General features: G+C 66.4%; 14 protein-coding genes. 5 read left to right on the top strand and 9 right to left on the bottom strand.

Going from position 1 to position 14904, the window contains the following annotated elements; all coding sequences use genetic code 11:
- Positions 1-445: 445 nt before the first annotated feature.
- From BM394_RS01720 to BM394_RS01715, 3 genes are all read right to left on the bottom strand, one after another.
- A complete protein-coding gene (locus BM394_RS01720; protein WP_245779911.1) occupies positions 446-5839 on the bottom strand; it encodes an AAA domain-containing protein in 5394 nt (1797 codons plus the stop codon).
- Between the two features lie 388 nt (positions 5840-6227).
- The gene (locus BM394_RS22230; protein ID WP_139235109.1) at positions 6228-6410 is read right to left on the bottom strand and encodes a hypothetical protein; all 183 of its coding nucleotides are present in this window, start codon (positions 6408-6410) and stop codon (positions 6228-6230) included.
- Positions 6411-6681: 271 nt separating this feature from the next.
- The gene (locus BM394_RS01715; RefSeq protein WP_092973021.1) at positions 6682-7191 is read right to left on the bottom strand and encodes an Imm1 family immunity protein; all 510 of its coding nucleotides are present in this window, start codon (positions 7189-7191) and stop codon (positions 6682-6684) included.
- Between the two features lie 80 nt (positions 7192-7271).
- Between BM394_RS01715 and BM394_RS22225 the strand changes: the two genes are divergently transcribed.
- Together BM394_RS22225 and BM394_RS01705 are read left to right on the top strand one after the other, a co-directional pair.
- On the top strand, positions 7272-7586 hold the full coding sequence (locus tag BM394_RS22225; RefSeq protein ID WP_139235108.1) for a hypothetical protein: 315 nt from the start codon (positions 7272-7274) through the stop codon (positions 7584-7586).
- 173 nt (positions 7587-7759) lie between these two features.
- On the top strand, positions 7760-8173 hold the full coding sequence (locus tag BM394_RS01705; protein ID WP_245779910.1) for a hypothetical protein: 414 nt from the start codon (positions 7760-7762) through the stop codon (positions 8171-8173).
- 397 nt (positions 8174-8570) lie between these two features.
- Here BM394_RS01705 and BM394_RS23605 read toward each other — a convergent pair whose 3' ends face one another.
- The 5 genes from BM394_RS23605 to BM394_RS01680 form a co-directional block, all read right to left on the bottom strand.
- Positions 8571-8705: a DUF4158 domain-containing protein gene (locus tag BM394_RS23605; RefSeq protein ID WP_425427637.1), complete on the bottom strand. Its 135-nt coding sequence runs from the start codon at positions 8703-8705 to the stop codon at positions 8571-8573.
- 23 nt (positions 8706-8728) lie between these two features.
- Positions 8729-9217, bottom strand: a complete 489-nt coding sequence (locus tag BM394_RS01695) for an NUDIX hydrolase (RefSeq protein ID WP_092973013.1) — start codon at positions 9215-9217, stop codon at positions 8729-8731.
- On the bottom strand, positions 9214-9483 hold the full coding sequence (locus BM394_RS01690) for a hypothetical protein (protein WP_092973011.1): 270 nt from the start codon (positions 9481-9483) through the stop codon (positions 9214-9216). The genes BM394_RS01695 and BM394_RS01690 overlap by 4 nt, the downstream gene beginning before the upstream one ends.
- 237 nt (positions 9484-9720) lie before the next feature.
- Positions 9721-10041 (bottom strand): hypothetical protein, encoded by a 321-nt coding sequence (locus BM394_RS01685; protein WP_092973009.1) that lies wholly within the window; start codon positions 10039-10041, stop codon positions 9721-9723.
- A gap of 6 nt (positions 10042-10047) precedes the next feature.
- Positions 10048-10365, bottom strand: a complete 318-nt coding sequence (locus BM394_RS01680) for a hypothetical protein (protein WP_245779909.1) — start codon at positions 10363-10365, stop codon at positions 10048-10050.
- 90 nt (positions 10366-10455) lie between these two features.
- On the opposite strand from BM394_RS01680, the gene BM394_RS01675 reads away from it, so the two are divergent.
- The 3 genes from BM394_RS01675 (at position 10456) to BM394_RS01665 (ending at position 12938) form a co-directional block, all read left to right on the top strand.
- Positions 10456-11310, top strand: coding sequence for a helix-turn-helix domain-containing protein (locus BM394_RS01675; protein WP_245779908.1), 855 nt, complete (start codon positions 10456-10458; stop codon positions 11308-11310).
- 6 nt (positions 11311-11316) lie between these two features.
- Positions 11317-11511, top strand: coding sequence for a DUF397 domain-containing protein (locus tag BM394_RS01670; protein ID WP_092973003.1), 195 nt, complete (start codon positions 11317-11319; stop codon positions 11509-11511).
- Between the two features lie 380 nt (positions 11512-11891).
- Positions 11892-12938 carry an NsdA family TPR-like regulatory protein gene (locus tag BM394_RS01665; RefSeq protein ID WP_092973001.1) on the top strand — a complete coding sequence of 349 codons (1047 nt, stop codon included), beginning with the start codon at positions 11892-11894 and terminating at the stop codon, positions 12936-12938.
- Positions 12939-13999: 1061 nt separating this feature from the next.
- On the opposite strand, the gene BM394_RS01660 is transcribed toward BM394_RS01665, so the two are convergent.
- Positions 14000-14746 carry a DUF427 domain-containing protein gene (locus tag BM394_RS01660; RefSeq protein ID WP_092972999.1) on the bottom strand — a complete coding sequence of 249 codons (747 nt, stop codon included), beginning with the start codon at positions 14744-14746 and terminating at the stop codon, positions 14000-14002.
- Positions 14747-14904: the final 158 nt, after the last annotated feature.

Below are 14904 nucleotides of genomic sequence, written 5' to 3'. Positions count from 1 at the left end.
AGCAGGAAACTCATCGGATACTCCGCCGAGGCGGTGCCCTCGGCAGTGTAGGAGATGACCGGGAAGGAGTACCGCGGCCAGTACGCACAGTCCGCAGCTGAACGCGCAGCCGGTCGCGAACCACCACGCTGTCCGGCTCGACACCTTCACCTGTGTCTCGGGTGGCACGTATCGCTGCATGGTCTCAAGGTAACCAGGCATCGACACGCCGCGCGGTGAAGATCATCGGCCGTTGTGGAACCGTGATCCGAGCCGGAGTGATCCTGGTTCCTCGTCCCTGCTCGGTCCTGCTGGACGGTCCGCTCGACGGTTTGCCGTGTGGTGTTCGATCGGTACTCGCGGCCACCACACGATCGCGTCGAGTCCCATCCGATCGATCGTGCGGTGGCCGCTCGCGGCAGCACACCCGGTCATCGACGAGGAACGCCGAATCCGGTGCGAGAAGCTAGGCGTCCTCCTCGTCCACGAGTGGCGTGACGGCACGCAGCCGCTGCTCCGCCTTCGCACTGAGCTGTCGCCAGCCGAACCGGCGCACCACCGCGCGGAACAGCCGTTTCTCGTCCAGCCATCCGCACTGCAGGGCCTGCTCTCCGAGCACGGCCGCCAGCTCGCGGGGTGGAATCTCGTCGATGGTGCGCGGTCCGGCGGTGCGGACCAGCACCGACGGCTGTTCGGGCAGCCGGAACGTGCGGTGCGCGATCCGGTTGTCTCCCAGCGGGTTGTCCTCCACCAGCATCTCGTGGCGAACAGCGGCGGAGATGCCCTCGTTGAGGGTTTTGGAGATCTCCGATGTGCGCCGTCCGCCGTAGGCGCGGGCGTAGAGCCTGGCCAGTCGGTCCCCGAGCATCGGCCCCTCGGTGGCCACGATCTCCGCCAGTCCCTCGGCGAGCTGCTTGCGCACGAGGTTCTGCGGGTGCGGCAGCGTGCCGCCGTACTCCACGTACTCCGCGTGCTCGGAAACCGACTCCGCACCGGTCGGACCGGATGCCTCGGTGGTTTTCCCGGTGTCCTCGTAGACGGGACGGGAGTCCTCATCGCCCGGGGCGGGTTCCGAATCCCCGTTCGCGGTCTCGTGCTCGGTGCTCTCGGCCTCGTCCGGTACCACGAGCGGCACGTCCGTTCGCCCGGCGATGTCCTGCTCCGCGGCACCGTCCTCGACGTACCACCCCGCGACCGGTTCGACGACAGTCGATTCCTCGCTCGCGGGTGATTCCGTGCTCGCGGACGCCACGATTTCCGGTTCGGCTCCACGCGGCTGGATTCCCGCAGTGCGCAGCGCTCGCCACAGCGATTCCAGCTCGCCTCCCTGGTCCACGTAGAACGCCGACTCCCGGATCCGGTGGAACGTCCAGCCGCAGCGCTCCAGCTCGCGCTGCCGGGCGAGGTCGCGTTCGTAGGCTTCCGGCCCGTGCCAGGCGTCGCCGTCGCATTCCACGGCCAACCGAGCCTTGCTGCCGATCACCACCAGATCGATCCGGTAGGGCTCCACGGAGTACTGCGGGATCACCGAGTAGCCGCGCGAGACCAGCCGGTTGAACACCCGCTGTTCGAACAGCGAGTCGAACCTGGTGTCGCGCTGGTCCTCGGACACGGCGCCCACCAACTCGTCCGAGTCGGTTCGGGACCCACCGTCGATCATGCCGTAGCAGTGCTCCAGGAGCTGATAGCGCATGTCCTCCTGGTTGTGCAGCTCGGAAAGCCCCACCGAGTGGAACAGCCAGACCTGGTCCTTGGCGCGGGAGACCGCCACGTTGTAGCGCTGCACGTGTTGCAGCGCGGTCAGCGAGCTGATCCGCTTGCCCTCCCTGCTCGCCTCCACCATGGACAGGAAGATCACGTCGCGCTCGGCGCCCTGGAAATCGGGCGGGGTTCCGCACCGCAGCTGACGACGTTCTATTTCCTGCGGCGAGAGCCGGTCCAGCAGCTTCCGCTCGATCAGCCGGGCCTGCCGCGCGTCCCCGAGCAGCGAGATGACCCCGAAGGTCTTCCCGTCGTAGCGCGGGTCGGCCGCGCAGCGCACGATCTCCTCGACCAGTGACTCGGCCTCGGGCTCGTTCAGGTCGCCCTTCCGGTGGCCCTCGACGACGTGGCGGGCCCGGAACGGTTCGAGCCTGTCGGCGTCGTACTGGCGCACCGGGCTCAGCGTGATGTTGTCCGGCCGGTAGGCGATCCGGTTGGAGAACTCGATGATCTCCGGCACGCACCGCCGGTGCTCGGTCAGCGTGATCTGGCCGCCGTAGCGCATCTTGGCGTCGTCGAACAGGCTGTGCAGCGGGTCCTGCCAGGCGTTGCGGTAGCGATCGTCGGCGATGTACTGCCCCGCGAGCTTGCGCAGGTCCTCCTGATCCAGGCCCACGCCCATCGGCGATACCTGCTTGTCGTCGCCGATGACGACCATCTTCGGCGCCAGGTACTGCAGGAACACCGCCTCCAGCCCGGCCTGCGAGGCCTCGTCCACCACGACCACGTCGAACATGTCCGGCTGGATCCGGAACTGCTCGGCGATCCGGTAGATCGGCATGATCCACACCGGCACGGACGGCCTGCAGCGCATCATGGCCTCGCGGATCTCCGAACGTCGCCGCTCGGCGTGCGTACCGGTGCCCTTGCCCAGCCGCCGGACCAGGTTGGAGTAGTTCCGCAGGTCGGCCCGGGCGCTGCCCCCGAGCCGTTCCGGGGCGACCGCGTGGCTCCACGCCCGCGTGGCGCACAGCCGCTCGCTCTGCTCCCGGATCACGTTCTCCAGCCCGTTGATCCTGGCCTGCAGTTCGTTCTCGTCGACCGTGTGCTGCCGCAGCACCCAGTCCCGCACGGCCAGCCACCGCCAGGCCGCCTCGAAGTCCGCCAGCCGCTCGGTCCAGAGATCCGTCGCGGAATCGGCGGCCTCGACCTCCGCCCGCAGCTCCGGCAGGGATTCGGTCAGCCGCTGTTCCAGCTCGTCGCGCCGCCGGACACGTCGCCTTACCTCCAGCAGGTGCAGCAGCCCGCGGTGGTGCGCGGCGTAGTTGTCGATGTCGCGTGCCCGCACGGCCTCCAGCAGCGCGTGCACGCATTCACCGGTGTCGGACCAGCGCGTCTCGCTCACCAGTTGGTTCTCGAGTTCCCGCAGCGGTGCGCTCGTCGCCGCCGTGGTTTCCACCGCTGCCGCGGCATCGACCAGCGTGGCGTAGCGCCGCACCGACGCGAGGTCGCTCCAGTCCGGTTTCGGCAGTCCCTTCCGGGACAGGTGCTGTTCCTCGGTGGCCAGTTCGTCTCCGAGGCGCAGTACCCGCTTCAGCTGGTTGGCTTGGGCGACGTGCCAGTCCAGCCGTTCGCGGAACGTGTCCTCGGCGGTGATCGCCATGTCCTCGGGCCATGCTTTGTCCAGCGCGATCAGCGCTCGGTAGGACTCCGTCCAGTGCAGGAACGCCCGCAGTTGTTCGACCGTGGTGGGGGAGCGGCCGTTGAGCCGAACCTGCCGGAAGAGCGGTTCGGCGTGCTTGATCCACTTGGCGGTGAACATCCCGAGCTTGACGCTGCCGTCGGACCGGGTCTTGATCCTCCCACCGTTGTTCAGCTGTTCGAGTGCTCCCGTGGCCAGGCTCGTCAGCGTGGGGATGTCGCCCGCGACCTGCACCTCGACCAGCGGGTCCAGCTGTTGCAACGCGGTTTCGCAGCGTTCGGCGAGTTCGTCGATCCGACTCGCGCGGGAACGCCAGACCTCACCACGGCCCGACAGCACGTCGTCCAGGGCGGTGCTCAGCCACGCCTCCGAACCTCCCGCGAGTTCGTCGGCGGTGTCGGCCAGGCTCCGCAGCCGCTGCCGCAGCGATTCCCGCGTCCCCTGGTCCAGCGCGCTCACCGCGTCGAACGCGGGGTGCTCCTTGAGCTCCTCGTGCCGCTGTTCCTCCTCGCGTGCCTTCGACTCGCCGGTCACCAGATCGGCGAAACTCTCCGGTGCGGGGAGATCGTCCGGGTCGGCCAGCCGTTGCCGTGCCCACGGTTCCTCCGCCGACATCTCCCTGTCGTACAGCGCACCGCGCCACTCGTTGATCTCGGCGTTGTCCAGCGGCGGCGCGCTGTCGGCCGAGACCGAGGCGAACCCGGCCAGCCACTCGTAGCGTTCCGCGTCGGCGGCGTGCCGCTGGGCGATCGTCGACAGCGTGCCCTGATAGCCGCCCACGGAGTGTTCCCTGGTCTCGTGCTGCCTGGCCTCGACCAGTTCGTGGTGCAGTCGCGCGCGTTCCCGCCGCGCCTCCTCGATCCGGTTGGAGCACTCCGCGACGAGCTCGGTGGCGCGCTCGTCGTCGTACTCCTCGGTGTTGTCGGCGATCGTGTCCACGGCGACCCGCAGGTCCGACATGTCCTGCCGCGAGTTTCCCACCACCGCCACCGACAGCGGTTTGATCTCCTCGGGGAGCTTGTCGCGCACCTCCTGCAGCGCGCGATCGGTGTGCGCGGTGACGAGTACGCGCTTGCCCTGCGCCAGCAGGTGTGCCAGCAGCGCGGCCGTGGTGTGGGTCTTGCCGGTGCCGGGCGGGCCCTGCACCAGGGTCTGCGGTTTCGAGTCGACGTGCCGCACCACCCGCAGCTGCTTCTCGTTGACCGGCAGCGGGAGGAAGGTCTCCTCGTCGACGTTCTCCCACCCGCCGGAGCCGGGGTTCTCGGAGCCGACGGGCTGCTGATCGGGATCGACCAGCGGACGCACTCCCGAGGGGACGACGCCGCCCTCGGCGAGCTGCTCGGCGATGGACTCGAAGATCCGCACGATCCCGCGCTGCGAGCGCTTCCGGGTGATGATCGCCGGGGCGAAGGTGGCGACGGGGTGGGACTGGGCCCGGGCGGGTTCGTCCTCGTCCCGGTACTGGCCGTCGGCGTCGAGGGTGTGCACGAACCGGCGGATCACTCCGGCCAGCTGTTCCCGATCGAGTGGGTGCGCGTCCAGCGAGGCGGCCTCGGCGGCCAGTTCGTTGAGCTTCTCGGTGTCGGTGAGCAGCTCGGGTGCGAGCATGTCCCGTTCGAGGGTGAACTCGTCCGCGCCCTCCTCGGAACGGACGACGCTGAGCGTGCCGGAGTCGTCGTCGAGGTGGATACCGGCGGCGGTGGTCAGCAGGTGCCGTTTGATCCGGGTGCGGCTGTCGGGTTGCCAGCTCAGGCAGCCTATTCCCAGCACCAGTTCCAGCGACTCCGGGTTGTTGCCGATCTCGGTGTAGGTGCCGAACAGCTCGTTGTAGAGCTCCCGCACCGGTCGGTCGGCCAGTTCCCGCTCGGCCCAGGAGTGCCAGTCCGCGAGCCAGTCCTCGTGATCCTCGTCGATCTCCGGGTGGTCCTCGCGCCGCAGCCGTTCCGCACCGCGCTCGTCGTTGCCGCGTTCGGTGGTCGGTGCGGTGGTGGTCGGAACCGTGTCCCGCAATCGGGGCGTTTCCGCCGGGTCGTCGACCGAGCCGTCGAGCCACTCGGCCAGCCGCGTCGACGGCTGGGGCGGGTCCTGTTTGGGCAGCCGTTCGACGCTGAGCACGTGCTCGCTCTCGGCGGGGTCGCTGTCGCGTCCCGCGAGCGAGACAGCCGGGTGCTCGGGGATCTCACTCGTCCAGCGAACCGACTGGTACTTCTCGACGGTGTGGATCGGGGTGGTGCGTAGCCGCTGGGCCTCGCCGAGGAACTGGAACAGCCGCCGCGCGCGGTCGGCCAGCGGGTCGTTTTCCCGGACCGGCGGTTGCGCTCCGTCTTCGGTGTTCGGTTCCGTGGTTTTCGGGGCTTCGGTTCCCGAGCTCTCGAAGTTCGAGCCCTCGATGATCGGTTCCTCGGTGTCCGGTTGGTCGGGGGAGTCGGAGTTCGCTTGCTCCCTGCCGATTGTCAAAGTTGTTCTCCTCGCGGGGTTCGCGTCGTCGGAAGGGGTGGGCGACGTACTGTCGCGCGGCTGCGTCGTCGATGCTCGGGACGACAGTGCTTTCGAACTGGGCTTTCGAACTGGGCTTTCGAACTGGGCTTTCGAACGGGGAGCCGTCGATTTCCGGCGTATCGTGTTCCGCCGCTGTTCTAGCACCCGCCGTTCGGGTTCCGGCAGGGCAGGTGGGTTGTCGGTGTTCCGGGCGGGGCGGGTGCCCCGGGGTGAGCGAGCGGAACGGGCAGCCGCCGTAGGGTTCGGCCGCCCGTTACCGGGTTGTCGCCTCGGGTTGTCCGGGTGGAGGCCGCTGTTTCCGTCGTCGGAATGGCAGCCGAGCCCTGCCCCTGCCGGATCGCGGTAGTCAGCCGTGGTGGCCTGCGCGTTCGACCAGCCCGATCAGCTCGCGCACCTCGGGCTCCGGTTCTGTCGTGCGCACCCTGGGGCAGATGCCCAGCGTGCGTCGACGCCGTGTACATCCCTGCAGCCAGAAATCCAGGTCGGCACCTGCCTCGCCGTACAAGGTGATCGAACGCGGCGAGGACAACACCAAGTTCCTGCGGAAGTTCCTGGACGACCAGGAGGCGCGGGACGACTACATCCGAATGGCGCGGCGATTTCGCGAGAAATTGACGCCGCGCGGGAGTCGGGTGGTGGAACCTCACGGCTCGTCTCGCTGTGATTGCTCCGACATCGGGTAGCTACCGTGACGTCGGGCCTTCCGCGCGAGAGCCGCACGAGAGAATCCGCCGTCTCCGCAAGCGCTACACCGCTCGCGAACTCCTCCGAACACTGACCACCAGCACCACTCGACACACCTAGGCGACGACGTCCGGCAACGGTTGCAGGATGGCACCGGTGAAATCGCCGCGTACCCAGGTCCCCGACTGCGGTCGTGCGCCGCCTGTGCGGCAGAACTCTCGGACGGCGATGCGGGCCTGTTCGAGGGGGAGCGCGCTGTGTGGGTCATGGTCGTGCGGGTAGCCAGGATCGATGACCAGGCGGGGTGGGGTGCGCAACGGAGCGTCCGTGCCGAAGGAGACGAACGTTTCCATCGTGGCTTCTCCGCGGAAACCTACCCAGGTCAGCGCGGCATAGCCGGCGGATGGGTCGCTGGCGAGCTGGAGGAAGTTGTCCGGCGCCCATTCAAGGATCTCATCGGTCCAGGGCTGGGTGGCGCAGTAGAACTGGGCCACCTCACCGGGTGGAAGCGGAGCCTCCGCCGATCCAGACAGGGAGCGATCGATGGCCGCATCGATCACACGGTCAACGTCGTCCCAGCGCTCCACGTGGTGGAACTGGTCATGAACGAGTGCGCTGATCACCATTGCGGGCTCCCTTCAGCTCGTATCTTGCCCCAGCTTGGGCGGATCAGACAGTCAGTGAAGCCCCCTCCTTCAGGATGGCCGTGACCGACCGACCCGCTACGCAAGAACACATCTGTGTTGCGGGTACGCAGAGGAAGGAGGTTGCGTACGCAGCGGATAATCCCGAAAAGCCGCAGGAAACCCGGTACGTCGAAGAGCTCGATTCGGAAAAAATCGAGAAATTTAACGAGCAATTGGTCGACGCCGGTAACGACCCACTTCCGGAAGATGCCACGAATCTGGAGTTTCGTACGGATGTATCTGTAATTGTCCATCTTTCCGATGGGGCAACGCAGACACGACACGGGCACGATGGGACTGCTGAAGAATCAGATGTCCATCCTATGGGGGGGTGAAGCACGAGATTAAGAAGGTCGTCGCTGGGTGCCTCGGCGTTTCTGTCGCTGCGCTCAGTTCTTAGGGGCTATGGTCGAACAATTCGCCACATGGCAGAAGGCTACGAAGTTCCTGGTACGTCGATTTGGCGTTATTGGTGCAGTGAGTTGTGCTGGTTGTATCATCTGGAAATATGTCTGATACACAACACCGGAGTGTGGCTACGAAGTTCGAGGACTTCTTCGGCGGGCCACGCCTGGCCACCACGGGGATCGCTGTCGTTTTGGCACTGGCCGCGGTGATTGCGCTGGGCTGGGCCGGGGTGTCGGCGTTCGTGTGTGCCGCTGTATTCACCGGCGTGGAGGCGATCCTCGTGACAGGGTGGGTCGCGAGCCGCTCGGGTGGGAGTGATGCGCTGCGTGTTGGCCTGGCGGGGCTGGGTGGGCTGATCGTCCTGTTCGCGTTCGGCGCTACCGGCATATTCACCTTCGCTGAACAGAATGTCTGGTCCGGGCTCAGCGGAGTTATCGGTATAGTGACCGCGACCTTGCTCCTGCGGGTATCCCTGCCCCGTCAGAACCACGGCATCCAGTCCCAACAGCAGTAGTTGGCCTTGTGTTCCCAAGACTGACCTGAGCCGGGTGCAGACAAGATACGTCCGAAAGGGACAGTGGGACCGGCTAGGCCAGCCCGCACTCACGGGAACACGCGCCGGAACCCAAACAGTCCGGATCGTTCTACGCTGCCCGCAAAGCGACACTCAGCATCTCTGGCTCTGTGAACAGCAGAAACGATCCCTTCCTTTCCGGGTTTTCCCGGTCGGGAAGGGGTTCGTGTCTGCCGCCCAGAGCGGCGTCGTTCAACTCGTCGGCGATGTGCGGACGGATATTACTCCGCCTGGTCGATACGCTCGCGCAGGCCGCCGGCCAACTCGGCCAGGTCCTGGCGTTCCTCCTCGGTGTAGCGTTGCGGCGCCTCACTCAGCATGGTGTAGGTGTCGAGGTTCAGTGTGCATCGTGACGCTGCCCGTAGGACTTCACACACGACGGATCAGCAATCTTCAACTGTCCTGCCAGAAGGTCCACCACCGCAGTGGGAACCTCCAACGGATCCGCCGGAAACGTGTCCGAATAGCGCACCGTACCCAACCGCAGAGCAAACCCTAGCTGTAGGTGCTCGCGGGGTTGTTCAGTGTGTGTAGGTGGTGTGCGTGGCTGGCGAGGTGGGCGTCGATGAGTTGTTGTATTTCGGCGCTGACCGGATGCTGCTCGGTGGTGACCACCCAGGCGGACTCGTCGTGTTCGCTGAGGCGTACCTCGGCGGGGTCGGCCACGGTGACGGTCCAGGTGTGTTGACGGGTGTGCTTGCCGGAGCCGGAGGTGTAGTCGAACGCGCCCAGGTAGCCGGTGATGGACGAGATGGTCAGGCCGGTTTCTTCGGTGACCTCGCGGTGCAGCGCGGCGTACAGGTCGGTATCAGTGGGTTCGACTTTGCCGGAGGGCAGTTCCCAGGTACCGCCGCGGAAGTCGTCGGCGGGGCGTTTGAGCAGGAGGAGCGTGCCGCCGTGGTCGATGACGGCGCCGACGACGTGTTGGTCGACGCCGTCGACGGCGTCGGCGCTGGTGAGTTCGTCCGAGTCGGGTGTGTTCATGCGAGAATGCCTTCTTTCGATTCGTGACGGTGGGTCCGGATTTTGTCGAACGCGCGGATGTAGTTCTCGGCGTTGGCGTCATCGTCGTGGGGCACGGGCAGCTTGAGGGTGTTGGGCCAGCGCGTCGGCGGTGGAGAACCGTCCCGGACGGCGGCCTGGTTCCGGGGCCGAGTAAGGCTGTCTGGGATCGTGGTCCGGGCCCAGAGCACCGAGTCGGCACCACGTGGGAACCATTGGAAAACCGCGATGGCCGACAGCTGTTTCACAGCGGGTAAGACGGTGCCTTACCCGCTGGGTTGGCCGCTGTGTCCAGGGTGACGAGGACGCTCGCTTGTCGCGTGCTCGTTTCCCTGGCGGGCGTTCTCAGAGTTTGTGGAGCCCGTCGAGTACACGTTCGAGGATCGAGTGCGGCACCGTGGTTCGTTTTCTCGGTGGTTCGTGCAGCTCGCCGGAGAAGGCGGGGACGTAGCCGCGTGGTCGATGCGGATCGGGGTCTCGCCCGGTCAGTGTTCCCCCTCGGCGCTGCCGGTGTCCGGTTGTTCGGCGCTGCCGGTGTCCGGCTGTTCCGCATGCGCGGTGTCCGGCTGTTCGGTACTGCCGGTGCCTGCCTGTTCGGTGATCAGGAGTTCGGTGCAGCCCGGGCAGGTGGGGGCTTGGAACCAGTCGAGTTCGCTGGGTTTGGCCATCGCGCAGGGCTTGCCGCACACCGAGGTGTCGGAGGCTCGGCCGTCCCAGTGTTTGCCCCGGAAGGCGTGCCGGTGCCATTTGAACCCTGTCCTGTCCGGCACGGGTAGCCAGTAGTGCTGTCGCTCGGTGGTTTCCACGCTCGTTCACCTTTTCCAGCTCGGTTGTCCACGGTCCAGCCGCGGGTATTCGTTGAAGCAGTCCTCGCAGCACGGCCGAATATGGTTCATGCGCCGGTCTTCGGCCGGGGGAGCTTCGGCGTAGTCGTGCCCGCCGAGCGTGCTCACCCCACCGCCCTCGGTCGGCAACGCGTCCACCGTGGCGTGCTGGTAGCGATCTCCTTCCGGGGTGAACCAGTACACCGCGATGCGCTCCGTCTCCGCACTGATCTCCACAGAGCTCCCCCGTTCCACGGCAGCCCGACCCAGATCGCGGCCTGCCTGCAAGCTGCTTAGCGCGCTCATCAACTAGAAACATATCCAACTGCAATTGCAATTGACGATCCCTCAATCAGGGGATCTTGTCTGACGAACTTTCGCGATAGTCTTCCTCGCATGAGCAATACGCCACCCGCAGTGCGCCGTGTCCAAGTTGGCTTGATCTTGCGAAACCTGCGCAACGCGGCAGGGGTGTCGCCACCCAAGATTTCCGAACGGCTCGACTGGTATTCGGGCAAGCTGACCAAAGTGGAGCGCGGCGATCTCACCGCCAGCGCGGCCGAGATCGAGGTCATGCTTGAGATGTACGGCGTGGCGGACGATCAGGAGCAAGCCGAACGGCTACGGGCACTCGGCAAGGAAGCCCGGCGACGCGATCAACCGGCCAAGGTTACCGATTGGGCAGCAACCAGTGTCGCTCTGGAAGGTGCTTCAGCGGAGATCAAAGTTTATGATCCCGAAGTCATTCCCGCGATCTTGCAGACCGAGCACTACGCGCGGGCGGTGCTGTCCAACCCGCTGGACGAGTCCGTGGACCCCGAACCGGGCGTGGCTGAGCGAATGATGCGTGCCGACCGCGCGCTTCACGACGAAGGCCCACGGGTCTGGGTGGTTCTCGGTGAAGCCGTGTTGTACCGGCAGATCGGTGACTACCAGGTGTTGCGTGACCAGCTGCAGCACCTGCGTAAGATGGCGAAGCGCTCCAACGTCACGATCCAGATCATCCCGTTCACGACCGGCGAGCATGTCGCGCTCGGCAGCGGGTGGAAGCTGTTCACGCTGGAAGAGCCCGAAGCTACCTACGTGTACACGGAAGCGCTTACGTCAGCCGATTATATCGACCGTCCCGCCCACACGGACGCCTATAAGCAGGCATTCGATAGGCTGCGCGCGGCGGCGGCGTCCGAGCGCGAGACCGCGACGATGCTGGACCGCCGAATCAAGGAGCTGCGACACCAGACCACGGAGTAGGTAAACATGGCTGATCTGACCGGCGTGACCTGGCGGAAGTCCAGCCGCTCGCAGGGCGCGGACAACTGCGTCGAAGTCGCGGTGACCACCAACACCATCGGCGTGCGCGACACGAAGGACCGTGCTGCCGGTTACTTCACCGCTACCGGCTCGCAGTGGTCGGCCTTCCTTGATGCTGTGAAGACCAGCCGGTTCGACTGATCCCCAGCCGAACAGCTTCGCACCCTCGGATTCGCTCCGGGGGTGCTTTTCATGCGTGCCCACTCGGTAACGAACAAGGAAGAGCCTCCTGATCGTGACCAGGGGACTCGCGCTACCTCGTATCCGGCGAGATTCGCAGCGGCAGTGCTGAGTCCAGTGACGCGGGGAAGCCCCGCGTGGTCGCTGCGAGTTGTGGTGCTTTCGTCATCGCTTCCCGCAGCGCTGCTGGTGCCCGAATACTCGGTGATCCGGAATTCGGTGCAGTCCGAGCAAGCGAAGGTTTGAAACCAGTCCGTTCCGGTACGGGCAGCCAGCAGTGCTCTCGTTCGACGGGTTCCACACTCGTTCACCTTCTCCAGCTCGGTGGCAGACTGGCGAGCATGGTCGGCAACGATCACCTCAAGGCCGCACGGCACGCGGCGGAATCTGCTCGCGTGCCCGGTGAGCACATGAGCCGTGCCGAGTTGGCCGAACGGGTCAACGCGTGGCTACTCGACAACACCGGCAGGCCGGGGGCGCTGGACCGGCACTACCTCGGCAAGCTTGAGCGCGGGCAGGTCCAACGGCCGGGACGGGACTACCGGGCGGCCTTCCGCGCGGTTCTCGGAGCATCCGACCGCGACCTCGGGTTCGCACCCGACCCACGCACCGAGCGGCTTCGCCCGGCCGCACAGCATCCCCGCAGGGCCGACACCACGGCCCTGTCCCAAGCAGCCGACATGCTCTCGGCCGTGCGCAGGCTCGAAGACGAAACGTCCGCGAGCGCCGTACTTCCCAGCGTCGCGGCTCACGCCGGACTCGTGAACCACCTGGCCGACGAGTCCAAGCACACGACCGAGGCGGCGGGACTGGTCTCGGAGATCAGCCAGTACCTCGGCTGGCTCAAGATCGCACGGGACGAGTACGGCGACGCGCAAGCCCACCTGGACCGTGCGGCGCGGCTGGCGCTGGAAGCCGACGACCCGCAACGGCTCGCCACCGCGCTGAGCTTCGCCGCGTATCGCGCGCTGCTGCTCGGTAACTACGGCCAGGCGGCCAACCTCAACCGAGCGGCGATGCGTGACAGCCGGGTCGATCCGGGACTACGCGCATATGGGCACTTGCAGGGTGCCGAGATCGCGGCCTACGACGGGGATGCCCATACCGCCACGCGGATGCTCACCCAAGCCGATCGCCTGATCGAGAACGCTCCCGATCCCCAAGAACTACCGGACGGTTCGTACTGGCACATACCGCCTGTCCTCAACGGGCACAAAGGGTTCGTGCTCCACGCCCTCGGAGATACCGAGCAAGCCTGCCAGACCGCACGAGAATCTCTGGAAGCAATGCCGGAAGCCTGGACCCGCGCCGAGTGGGCGGCGGACCACCGTGCCCTCGCCGGATGGGAGGGTGACGCTGCCACACAGCGGATTCGCGAACTCGACTGAACCCCGGTTCGACTGATCCTCAGCCGAACAGTTTCGCACCCTCGGATTCGCTCCGAGGGTGCTTTTTATGTGTGCACGCTCGGTCACGGACGAAAAAGAGTCCCCTGATCGTGACCAGGGGACTCCGTGTTATTTTGTATCCGCCAAGAAGACAAAACAACAGTGCTGAGTCTAGCACGGAATAGACTTCCCGCCACGCGCACCCCAGGCAGCGTGTGGGTAGGGTTACAAGTCCTGGCCACGGTTCACAGCCGTGCGGACCGCCGTCAGAGGGCGTGAAGTCCGCGCGTCAGGCAACGCACGATCTAGGCGAACCCGGCCGTGTCCTTGGTAAGCCCTGGCGCTCATGCTCGCGCAGCCCGGCCATCATCCCGGCACTGCGCGTAACCCCCGGCTCGGCGCGGGTGTAACACCCCGCGCGGGGTGAAGCTCCGAAGTCACAATTCCGGTATACCGAGAAGCTTCACCTCCCCCTCGATCTCGGGAAAACTGTGTCCAATTCACGACACACCCGAGATCGAGGGGGGACTCGCAGCCTTACGGGTCCACGCGGGACCCGAGCCCCGGCATCGCCTCCGGCTCAACAGAAAAACGGACGGCGGCCTGGTTCCGGGGTCGGGTGAGGCTGTCGGGGGCCGCGGTCCGAGACCGGAAACAGCCCCGATCCCTGGGAGGTCTCTGGAGCCCACGGGGAGCCGGTGCGCTGCGAACTCGAAGCAAAGCCTCCGAGGTTCGGCTGAACAGCGTCCGACGGTGGTTCAGCCGAAGAGCTTGGCGATGAACCACCCGACGCGGCTGACCCTGCGGACTTGGGGATTACCTTCCACGCCGTGAATCTCCCACTGCTGCCCGCACTCCTCGCAGCGCCACAATCCCATTCGTGAAGTGTCCGGTTCGCACGGGTGCCCGTTGCGTCCTCGTCGCATATCCCGATCACACCACGGACCCGGTGGCATGTCCTGGGTTTCGTCGGGAAAGCTCGGCTCGTTCCCGCTTTCGCACCACTCTGGCCGAGAGCCGCACGCCCCCGCCCTCACCCGGCCACTGTGGTGGGTCGTCCGTCAGGAGAACGGAGTCTCCGGTCGCCGCTGCGGCTCGCCGTCCAGGAGGATGTCCACGCGTTCGTCGTAGAAGCAGGCCAGCCCGGCGATCTTGTGGCTCTCCGGCAGCGGGGTGCGGTAGGTCCACACGGTGTCGGGGTGCTCGGCCTCACCGGTGTGCACGTGCCAGTAGCCCGCGGTCCCCTTGTACGGGCATTGGGTCTCGTGGTCGCTGGGCCGCAGCAGGTCCATCCGCACGTCGGGCAGCGGCAGGTAGTAGCGGGGCGGCAGGCCGGTCTCGAACAGGATTCGCGGGTGGTGCGAGTCGGCCACGGTGACGCCGTCGAGCCGCACCTGCACGTGCCGCGAGCTTTCCAGGATGTCCACCCGCTTGTACGGGTCGCGCGGGTGGACGTAGACCGGCTCGTCCTCCTCGAACCACTCGTCCATCGAGTTCCAGTCCAGCCGGACCAGGTCCCGCAGTTCCGCGACCGGGGAGTTCCGGTAGCCGATCGCGGCCGCCGGGGCCGTGGTCGAGTCGGTGACCACGTCGTGGATCGTGCCCTCGCCTAGCCGCCGCGAGTGCCGCATCTCGCCGGTGTTGCCCAGCTCGGCCCGCACGTCGGCCTCGGGAACGTAGTAGGTGGGGTAGTAGGGGTGTTCCCAGACCAGCACCGGCCGCCTGGTGTCGGCCACCACGTGCCCGCCGAGCATCGCGCGCACCCGTTTGCCGGAGGTCTCGACTCGGATCTCCTCGTCGCTGTGCATGGCTTTTCCGCCTCCGCGTGATAGCCGTGGCGCCTCGGTCCCACCCCACTCTGCACCGTCGGGGCGAGAGCCCGAAACTCGGTGCGCCGGTATTGCTCCGGGCCGAGCTTTCCGGAACGTCCACCGGTCGGGCTGAGGAGTGTGCTGGCCGGTGGTTT

This window comes from Actinopolyspora lacussalsi subsp. righensis, from assembly GCF_900116555.1.
In the GTDB taxonomy this organism is placed as follows: Bacteria; Actinomycetota; Actinomycetes; order Mycobacteriales; family Pseudonocardiaceae; genus Actinopolyspora; species Actinopolyspora lacussalsi.
The sequence above is the reverse complement of the archived record's forward strand: the minus strand, read 5'-3'. Positions and strand labels throughout refer to the sequence as shown.